This is a genomic window from Kitasatospora sp. NPDC091257 (genome assembly GCF_044757675.1).
GTDB classification, from domain to species: Bacteria; Actinomycetota; Actinomycetes; order Streptomycetales; family Streptomycetaceae; genus Kitasatospora; species Kitasatospora lactacystinica.
Genome location: NZ_JBIVVI010000293.1, coordinates 1 through 8272 on the forward strand (window position 1 = coordinate 1; position 8272 = coordinate 8272).

The 8272-nt window shown below is 74.8% G+C and carries 5 protein-coding genes; 4 read left to right on the top strand and 1 reads right to left on the bottom strand.

From position 1 onward, the window contains the following. The first annotated feature begins 107 nt into the window (after nucleotides 1–107). Complete coding sequence (helR, locus tag ACIQOV_RS16000) at nucleotides 108–2264, top strand: RNA polymerase recycling motor ATPase HelR (RefSeq protein WP_401048974.1); 2157 nt, start codon at nucleotides 108–110, stop codon at nucleotides 2262–2264. A gap of 118 nt (nucleotides 2265–2382) precedes the next feature. Beyond that, complete coding sequence (locus ACIQOV_RS16005; RefSeq protein ID WP_401048976.1) at nucleotides 2383–2682, top strand: DUF6087 family protein; 300 nt, start codon at nucleotides 2383–2385, stop codon at nucleotides 2680–2682. 188 nt (nucleotides 2683–2870) lie between these two features. On the opposite strand, the gene dapD is transcribed toward ACIQOV_RS16005, so the two are convergent. Then, nucleotides 2871–3875, bottom strand: a complete 1005-nt coding sequence (gene dapD / locus ACIQOV_RS16010) for a 2,3,4,5-tetrahydropyridine-2,6-dicarboxylate N-succinyltransferase (RefSeq protein WP_401048978.1) — start codon at nucleotides 3873–3875, stop codon at nucleotides 2871–2873. Between the two features lie 141 nt (nucleotides 3876–4016). Between dapD and ACIQOV_RS16015 the strand changes: the two genes are divergently transcribed. Together ACIQOV_RS16015 and ACIQOV_RS16020 are read left to right on the top strand one after the other, a co-directional pair. Next, nucleotides 4017–5540 (top strand): 3' terminal RNA ribose 2'-O-methyltransferase Hen1, encoded by a 1524-nt coding sequence (locus ACIQOV_RS16015; RefSeq protein WP_401048980.1) that lies wholly within the window; start codon nucleotides 4017–4019, stop codon nucleotides 5538–5540. Next, nucleotides 5537–8245, top strand: coding sequence for a polynucleotide kinase-phosphatase (locus ACIQOV_RS16020; RefSeq protein ID WP_401048982.1), 2709 nt, complete (start codon nucleotides 5537–5539; stop codon nucleotides 8243–8245). Before ACIQOV_RS16015 ends, ACIQOV_RS16020 begins: the two co-directional genes overlap by 4 nt. The last annotated feature ends 27 nt before the right edge of the window (nucleotides 8246–8272 follow it).

The window sequence follows — 8272 nt, forward strand, 5'->3', positions numbered from 1 at the left end:
GGGGAGAACCCACCCCTTGCCACTCTCAACGTATAGCGCACGGGGGGTCTTGCGGCAAGGCCCCCGTGCTGGCGCACAATCGCAGGCCTCAGATCGGAGCTGATGCCATGAACAGCCGGACCACCAGTGCGTTCGACCTTCCCGCCCGCCTCGCCGCCAAGGCCGACCCGGCACTGATCGGCGAGGACGAGCGGCACTTCGCGGCCGTCGCGGAGAGCCTGGAAGAGGCGATCACTGGCCTGTCCGACCGCCTCGACGCGCTGCGCCGGGCGCCGGGCGGCCTCGGCCGGGAGGCGATGGACCGGGACATCGAGGTGCACAGGCTGACCGGTCGGTTGCGCGCCCTGCGCCGCTTCGGCCTGGACCTGTGCCTCGGCCGGGTCGTCCTCGCCGACGACCCGGAGCCGGTGTACATCGGGCGGCTCGGCCTCACCGACAGCGCGGGCCGACGGCTGCTGGTCGACTGGCGCTCGCCCGCGGCCGAGCCGTTCTTCGGGGCCACCCACGCCGATCCGATGGGCCTGGTGAGCCGGCGCCGGTACCGCTGGACCGGTGGCCGGATCGCCGACTACTGGGACGAGGTGTTCACCGCCGAGGCCCTGGAGGGGCACGCCGCGCTGGACGACCAGTCCGCCTTCATCGCCGGCTTGGGCGGCGGCCGGTCGGCCCGGATGCGGGACGTGCTGGCCACCATCCAGGCCGACCAGGACGCCATCATCCGGGCCGGCTCCCGGGGTGCCCTGGTGGTGGACGGCGGCCCGGGCACCGGCAAGACGGTCGTCGCCCTGCACCGCTCCGCGTACCTGCTCTACTCCGACCCCCGGCTCGGCCACCGGCGGGGCGGGGTGCTGTTCGTCGGCCCGCACCAGCCCTACCTGGCCTACGTCGCCGACGTCCTGCCGAGCCTCGGCGAGGAGGGGGTGCGCACCTGCACCGTGCGGGACCTCGTCGCCGAAGGGGCGAAGGCCGGGGCCGAGACCGACCCGGAGGCGGCCCGGCTGAAGTCCTCGGCCGACATGGTGAGGGCGATCGAGAAGGCCGTCCGGTTCTACGAGGAGCCGCCCACCGAGGGGCTGGAGGTCACCACCCACTGGGCCGACCTCTGGCTGAGCGCCGAGGACTGGTCCGACGCGTTCGACGCGCCGGACCCGGGCACCCCGCACAACGAGGCCCGCGAGCAGATCTGGGAGGAGCTGGCCACGATCCTGATGCACAAGCTGGACGAGGACGAGGGGGTCTCGCCCGAGCTGTTCCGCCGGTCGCTGCGGCAGGACCGGGAGCTGGTCGAGACGCTCAACCGGGCCTGGCCGCTGCTCGACGCGGCCGAGCTGGTCGGCGACCTCTGGTCGGTGCCCGCCTACCTGCGGATGTGCGCGCCCTGGCTCGCACCCGAGGACGTCCGCAGGCTCCAGCGCAAGGACGCGCCCCAGGCCTGGACGGTGTCCGACCTGCCGCTCCTGGACGCGGCCCGGCAGCGGCTGGGCGATCCGGAGGCGGACCGGCGCCGGCGTCGGCGGGAGGCCGCGGCCGCCGCCGAGCGCGCGCGGATGGCCGACGTCATCGGCGACCTGCTGCGGGCCGACGACGACGGCGAGGGCGCGGTGACGATGCTGCGCGGCCGCGACCTCCAGGACACCCTGGTCGACGAGACGGCCCTGCCCGTCGCCGACCCGGAACCGCTCGCCGGGCCGTTCGCGCACATCGTGGTGGACGAGGCCCAGGAGCTGACCGACGCCGAGTGGCAGATGCTGCTGCTGCGCTGCCCGTCCCGGAGCTTCACCATCGTCGGGGACCGGGCGCAGGCCAGGCACGGTTTCACGGAGTCCTGGCAGGAGCGGTTGGAGCGGATCGGGCTCGACCGGACCACGGTGGCCTCGCTGAGCATCAACTACCGGACACCGGAGGAGGTCATGGCCGAGGCCGAGCCCGCGATCCGGGCCGCGCTGCCGGACGCCAACGTGCCGACCTCCGTCCGCAGCAGCGGCATCCCCGTCGTGCACGGGTCGGTGGCGGAGCTGGACGCCGTCCTGGACGGCTGGCTCGCCGAGCATGCCGAGGGGATCGCCTGTGTGATCGGCGCCCCCGGGTTCGAGGCGCGGCCGCGGGTCCGGTCGCTGACCCCGGAGCTGTCCAAGGGACTTGAGTTCGACCTGGTCGTCCTGGTCGATCCGGAGGCGTTCGGCGGTGGGGTCGAGGGCGCGGTCGACCGCTATGTCGCGATGACCAGGGCGACCCAGCGGCTGGTGGTCCTCAGGAGTGCGTGAGCCGGCGGCGGCGAAGGGAGCGGGTTGCGGAAGGAGGGAGCGGACGGGCCGAAAAGCGCATCGCCCGGTCGGGTGACGCGAGTGTCGGGCGACGGCTGAGGGGGGCCAGACTGGGGCGATGGACGAGGAGGAACCGCTGGCGTCGTGGGCGGCCAGGCGGGAGCAACAGCTGCGGCCGGTCGGGCAGTTGCGGGCCGTACGGCTGATGGACGGGCGGCCGCGGGGCGCCCATGTGGCGCCGGGCGAACCGAGGCTGATCGTGCGCTGGGACGGCTACCAGTGGCTGCCGGAGACGGTGGCCGAGGACTATGCCGCCGCTCAGCGGATCCTCCACGGCATCGAGGGCGGCGGCGCACCGCGGCCCGGGCGCTCGGTGCGGCGGCCGAGGAAGGCGCCGGGGCGCCACCGCAAGCCCTGAGGTCCGCACGGGTGGGCCGCTCCACCCGCGCCCGGATCCCACCCGCGCCCGGATCCCACCCGCGCCCGGACGCCGGGGACGGGAACGGACGCCGGGACGGGAGTGGACCCCGAGGCGCGAGCGGCCCGGGGACGCGAGCGGGGCCCGGCGCCGCCCGGCGCCGGACCCCGACAGTCGCTGCCCGCAGGTCAGTTGTGGGCGTGCAGGTCGGCGTTCAGGCCGCCCCAGGAGCCGGAGCGGGCGATGACCTCGACCGCGCCGCTCTGCGAGTTGCGGCGGAACAGCAGGTTGTCCTGGCCGGACAGCTCGACGGCCTTGGCCACCGTGCCGTTCGGGGTGGTGACCCGGGTGCCGGCGGTCACGTACAGGCCGGCCTCGACCACGCAGTCGCTGCCGAGCGAGATGCCGATGCCCGCGTTGGCGCCGAGCAGGCAGCGCTCGCCGACCGAGACGACCTGCTTGCCGCCGCCGGACAGGGTGCCCATGATCGAGGCGCCGCCGCCGATGTCGCTGTGGTCGCCGACGACGACGCCCGCGCTGATCCGGCCCTCGACCATGGAGGTGCCCAGGGTGCCGGCGTTGAAGTTGACGAAGCCCTCGTGCATCACGGTGGTGCCGACGGCCAGGTGCGCGCCGAGCCGGACGCGGTCGGCGTGGGCGATGCGCACACCGGTCGGGGCGACGTAGTCGGTCATCCGCGGGAACTTGTCGATCCCGTACACGGCCAGCTGGCCGCCCTGGGCGCGCACGGCCAGGCGGGCCTGCTCGACCTTGTCCACCGGGACGGGGCCGATGCTGGTCCACGCGACGTTGGCCAGCAGGCCGAAGACGCCGTCCAGGTTCTGGCCGTGCGGCTTGACCAGACGGTGGCTGAGCAGGTGCAGCCGCAGGTAGACGTCGTGGGTGTCGAGCGGCTTCTCGTCCAGCGAGGCGATGGTGGTGCGCACGGCGACCACCTCGACGCCACGGCGCGCGTCGGCGCGCAGCGCCTCGGCCGCGCCGGCGCCGAGCTCGGCCTCGGCCTGCTCGGCGGTCAGGCGGACGGTGCCGGCCGGGCCGGGCTCGGCGGCCAGCACGGGGGCGGGGAACCAGGTGTCGAGGACGGTGCCGTCGGCGGCGATGGTGGCCAGACCGGCGGCCACGGCGCCGTTCGCCGGGGAGGTGGATTCGAGCGAGGTGGATTCAGCAGTCACACCGTGCACGTTAACCAATGCGGGGCCCCGGTGCCGAACACGCCCGCCGGGCGGACACGCCCGTCGGACCTGCTGGTCGGCGGTCCGCGGGGCGGGAAAACCCGGTGCTCGCCGCCCCGGCGCTGGGCAATACTTCAGCGGGTGTTCATGTCGATCTCCACCACCGGCAGCGCCGAGGACCCGGCCGCGGACCTCGGGTTCCTGCTGCACAAGCACCCCGACAAGGTCCAGCGGTTCACCACGTCGCACGGCGAGGCCCACGTCTTCTACCCCGAGGCGGGGGACGAGGTCTGCACCGCGGCGCTGCTGCTGGACATCGACCCGATCGCACTGGTCCGCAAGGGCCGGGGCGACGGCAGAGGGCGCGGCGGCTCGCCCGACTTCGCGCTCTCCCAGTACGTCAACGACCGCCCGTACGCGGCGTCCTCGCTGCTCGCGGTGGCGCTGCGGACGGTGTTCCGGTCCGCGATGAAGGGCGCCTGCCCGGCCCGGCCCGAACTGCCCGGGCGGGCCCGTCCGCTGCGCATCGACCTGCCCGCCGTGCCCGCCAACGGCGCGGGTGAGGGCGGCGGCCCGGCCCTGGTGGTCCGGCTGTTCGAACCGCTGGGCTGGCAGGTCGAGGCGACGGCGATCCCGCTGGACGAGTCGTTCCCCGAGTGGGGCGAGTCCCGCTACGTGCGGGTCGCGCTCTCCTCCGGAACGGTACGGCTCGCCGACGCGCTCCAGCAGCTGTACGTGCTGCTGCCGGTACTGGACGGTGCCAAGCACTACTGGGTCGCCCCGGACGAGGTGGACAAGCTGCTCGCCGCCGGTCAGGGCTGGCTGGCGGCCCACCCGGAGCGCGCCCTGATCACCCGCCGCTACCTGGCCCGGCGCTGGTCGCTGACCCGGGCCGCGATGGAGCGCCTGGAGCTGGCCCGGCTGGCGGAGGCCGACGACCGCGAGGTCGAGGAGATCGACAACGCGGTCGACGACCGGCCCGAGGAGGAGGTCGGGCCCGGGGAGGAGGCCGGGGAGCAGCCGGAGCCCCGGCAGCCCTCCCTCGCCGAGCGGCGCCGCGCCGCGATCCTCACCGCGCTGCGTGAGAGCGGTGCCGCCCGTGTCGCCGATCTCGGTTGCGGCCAGGGCGAGTTGATCGGCGAGCTGCTCAAGGACCCCCGGTTCACCGGGATCCTCGGCGTGGACGTCTCCGTCCGGGCGCTGCGGGCGGCGAGTCGTAAGCTGGGCCTGGAGCGGTTGTCGGAGCGTCAGGCGGCCCGGGTGGCGCTGGCACAGGGAGCGCTCACCTACACCGACGCCCGGCTCAAGGGCTTCGACGCGGCGGTGCTGTGCGAGGTGATCGAGCACCTGGACCTGCCGCGGCTGCCCGCGCTGGAGTACGCGGTGTTCGGCGCCGCCAGGCCGAGGACGGTCGTGGTCACCACGCCGAACGCCGAGTACAACGTCCGCTGGGAGAGCCTGCCGGCGGGCGCCGTCCGGCACGCCGACCACCGCTTCGAGTGGTCCCGGGCCGAGTTCCGCGCCTGGGCCGGGAAGGTCGCCGCCGCGTACGGCTACACCGTGGAGCTGCGCCCGGTCGGCCCGGAGGACGAGCAGGTCGGCGCCCCGACCCAGCTGGCCCTGTTCACCACGACCACGACGCCCGAAGGAGGCGAGCCCCGATGACCGATGACACGACCGACACCCCTGGCGACGACCAGGGCCAGGACCACGCGGAGAGCACCACCCCCCGCCGCCTCCCCGTCACCGATGTCTCCCTCGTCGTCCTGATCGGCACCAGCGGCGCGGGCAAGTCCACCTTCGCCCGTCGCCACTTCCTGCCCACCCAGGTGATCTCCTCCGACTTCTGCCGGGGCCTGGTCGCCGACGACGAGAACGACCAGTCCGCCTCCGCCGAGGCCTTCGACGTCCTGCACTACATCGTCGGCAAGCGACTGGCGGCCGGCCGGCTGACCGTCGTGGACGCCACCAACGTCCAGCCCGAGGCCCGCCGTCAGCTGGTCGCGATCGCCCGCGAGCACGACGTGCTGCCGATCGCGATCGTCCTGGACGTCCCGCCGGGGGTGTGCGCCGAGCGCAACCGCTCCCGCCCGGACCGTCGGCTGCCGGCCCACGTGATCCCCCGCCAGCACCGCGAGCTGCGCCGTTCCCTCCGGGGCCTGGAGCGCGAGGGCTTCCGAAAGGTGCACGTCCTGCGTGGCGAGGCCGAGGTGGCGGCGGCCGGGGTCGAGCTGGAGAAGCGCTACAACGACCTGCGCCACCTCACCGGCCCGTTCGACATCGTCGGCGACATCCACGGCTGCCGCTCCGAGCTGGAGACCCTGCTGACCAGGCTCGGCTACACCCTCACCCGGGACGCCGAGGGCCGCCCGGTGGACGCCGCGCACCCCGCGGGCCGCACCGCCGTCTTCGTCGGCGACCTGGTCGACCGCGGCCCGGACACCCCGGGCGTGCTGCGCCTGGTGATGGGCATGGTGGCGGCCGGCCACGCGCTCTGCGTGCCGGGCAACCACGAGAACAAGCTCGGCCGGGCGCTGGACGGCAAGAAGGTCAACGTCGCCTACGGCCTCCAGGAGTCGCTGGACCAGTTGGCCGGGGAGAGCGAGGAGTTCCGGGCCGAGGCCCGCGCGTTCATGCGCGGCCTGGTCAGTCACTACCTGCTGGACGGCGGCGCCCTGGTGGTCTGCCACGCCGGCCTGCCGGAGAGGTACCACGGCCGCAACTCCGGCCGGGTCCGCTCGCACGCGCTGTACGGGGAGACCACCGGCGAGACCGACGAGTACGGCCTGCCGGTGCGCTACCCGTGGGCGGAGGAGTACCGGGGCCGGGCGCTGGTGGTCTACGGCCACACCCCGGTGCCGTCGGCGAGCTTCGTCAACAACACCGTCTGCCTGGACACCGGCTGCGTCTTCGGCGGCAGTCTGACCGCGCTGCGCTACCCGGAACGCGAGCTGGTGAGTGTCGAGGCCGAGCGTGAGTGGTACGCCCCGGTCCGCCCGCTGATCACCGACGCGCCGGGCGCCCGCGAGGGCCGTCCGCTGGACCTCGCCGACGTGGCCGGGCGCCGGACCGTCGAGACCGGGCTGCACGGGCGGGTGGCCGTCCGGGAGGAGAACGCGGCCGCCGCGCTGGAGGTGATGAGCCGCTTCGCGCTGGACCCGCGGCTGCTCGCCTACCTGCCGCCGACGATGGCGCCGAGCGCCACCTCCCGCCGGGAGGGCTACCTGGAGCACCCGGAGGAGGCGTTCCTCGGCTACCGGGCGGACGGCGTGCGGCACCTGGTCTGCGAGGAGAAGCACATGGGCTCGCGCGCGGTGCTGCTGGTCGCCCGGGACGGGGCCGCGCTGGAGCGCCGCTTCGGCGTGGCCGGCCCCGGCGCGATCTGGACCCGGACCGGCCGTGCCTTCCTCGCCGACGAGGAGTTGACCGGCGCCGTGCTCGACCGGGTCCGGGCGGCCGCCGAGCGTTCCGGGCTGTTCGAGGAGCTGGCCACCGACTGGCTGCTGCTGGACGCCGAGCTGATGCCCTGGTCGCTGAAGGCGGTGGAGCTGTTGCGCCGCCAGTACGCGGCGGTCGGCGCGGCGGCGGGCGCGGCCCTGCCGGAGGTGCTGTCCGCGCTGGAGCGGGCGGCCGGGCGCGGCCTGGACCTGGCCGGTCTGACCGCCCGCCAGCGGCAGCGCGCGGCCGACGCGCGGGCGTTCACCGAGGCGTACCGGCGCTACTGCTGGCCGACCGAGGGCCTGTCGGGCATCCGGCTCGCGCCGTTCCAGCTGCTCGCGGCCGAGGGGGCGAACCTCGCGGTGCGCCCGCACGACGAGCACCTGGCCTGGATCGACCGCCTGGTGGCCGCCGACGCGTCCGATGGGCCTGGCGCGCCCGACTCCGTCGACGGCACGGAGCACCAGGAGCACCAGGAGCACCAGGAGCGCCCGGAGCCCCGGAAGGAGCCGGTGCTGCACCGCACCCGCCGGATCCTGGTGGACACCGAGGACGAGGCCTCGACGGCCGCCGCCACCGCCTGGTGGGAGGAGCTGACCGCGGCGGGTGGTGAGGGCATGGTGGTCAAGCCGCTGGCCTCGCTGGTGCGCACCGCGCGCGGCGAGGGCCGGCCGGGCGGCCTGGTGCAGCCCGGCGTGAAGGTGCGCGGCCGGGAGTACCTGCGGATCATCTACGGTCCGGACTACACCGAGCACCTCGACCGGCTGCGCCTGCGCGCGCTGGGCCACAAGCGCTCGCTGGCGCTGCGCGAGTACGCGCTGGGCCTGGAGGCGCTGGACCGGCTGGCGGCGGGGGAGCCGCTGTGGCGGGTGCACGAGCCGGTCTTCGCGGTGCTCGCGCTGGAGTCGGAGCCGGTCGACCCGCGGCTGTGAGGGCGGTGCCGGAGAAGGGGAGCCCCC

Excerpts from the sequence above, each read along its gene's own strand:
- ACIQOV_RS16005 (WP_401048976.1), top strand. The coding sequence starts at position 2,383 with ATGGACGAGGAGGAACCGCTGGCGTCGTGGGCGGCCAGGCGGGAGCAA.
- helR (WP_401048974.1), top strand. The coding sequence starts at position 108 with ATGAACAGCCGGACCACCAGTGCGTTCGACCTTCCCGCCCGCCTCGCC.
- ACIQOV_RS16020 (WP_401048982.1), top strand. The coding sequence starts at position 5,537 with ATGACCGATGACACGACCGACACCCCTGGCGACGACCAGGGCCAGGAC.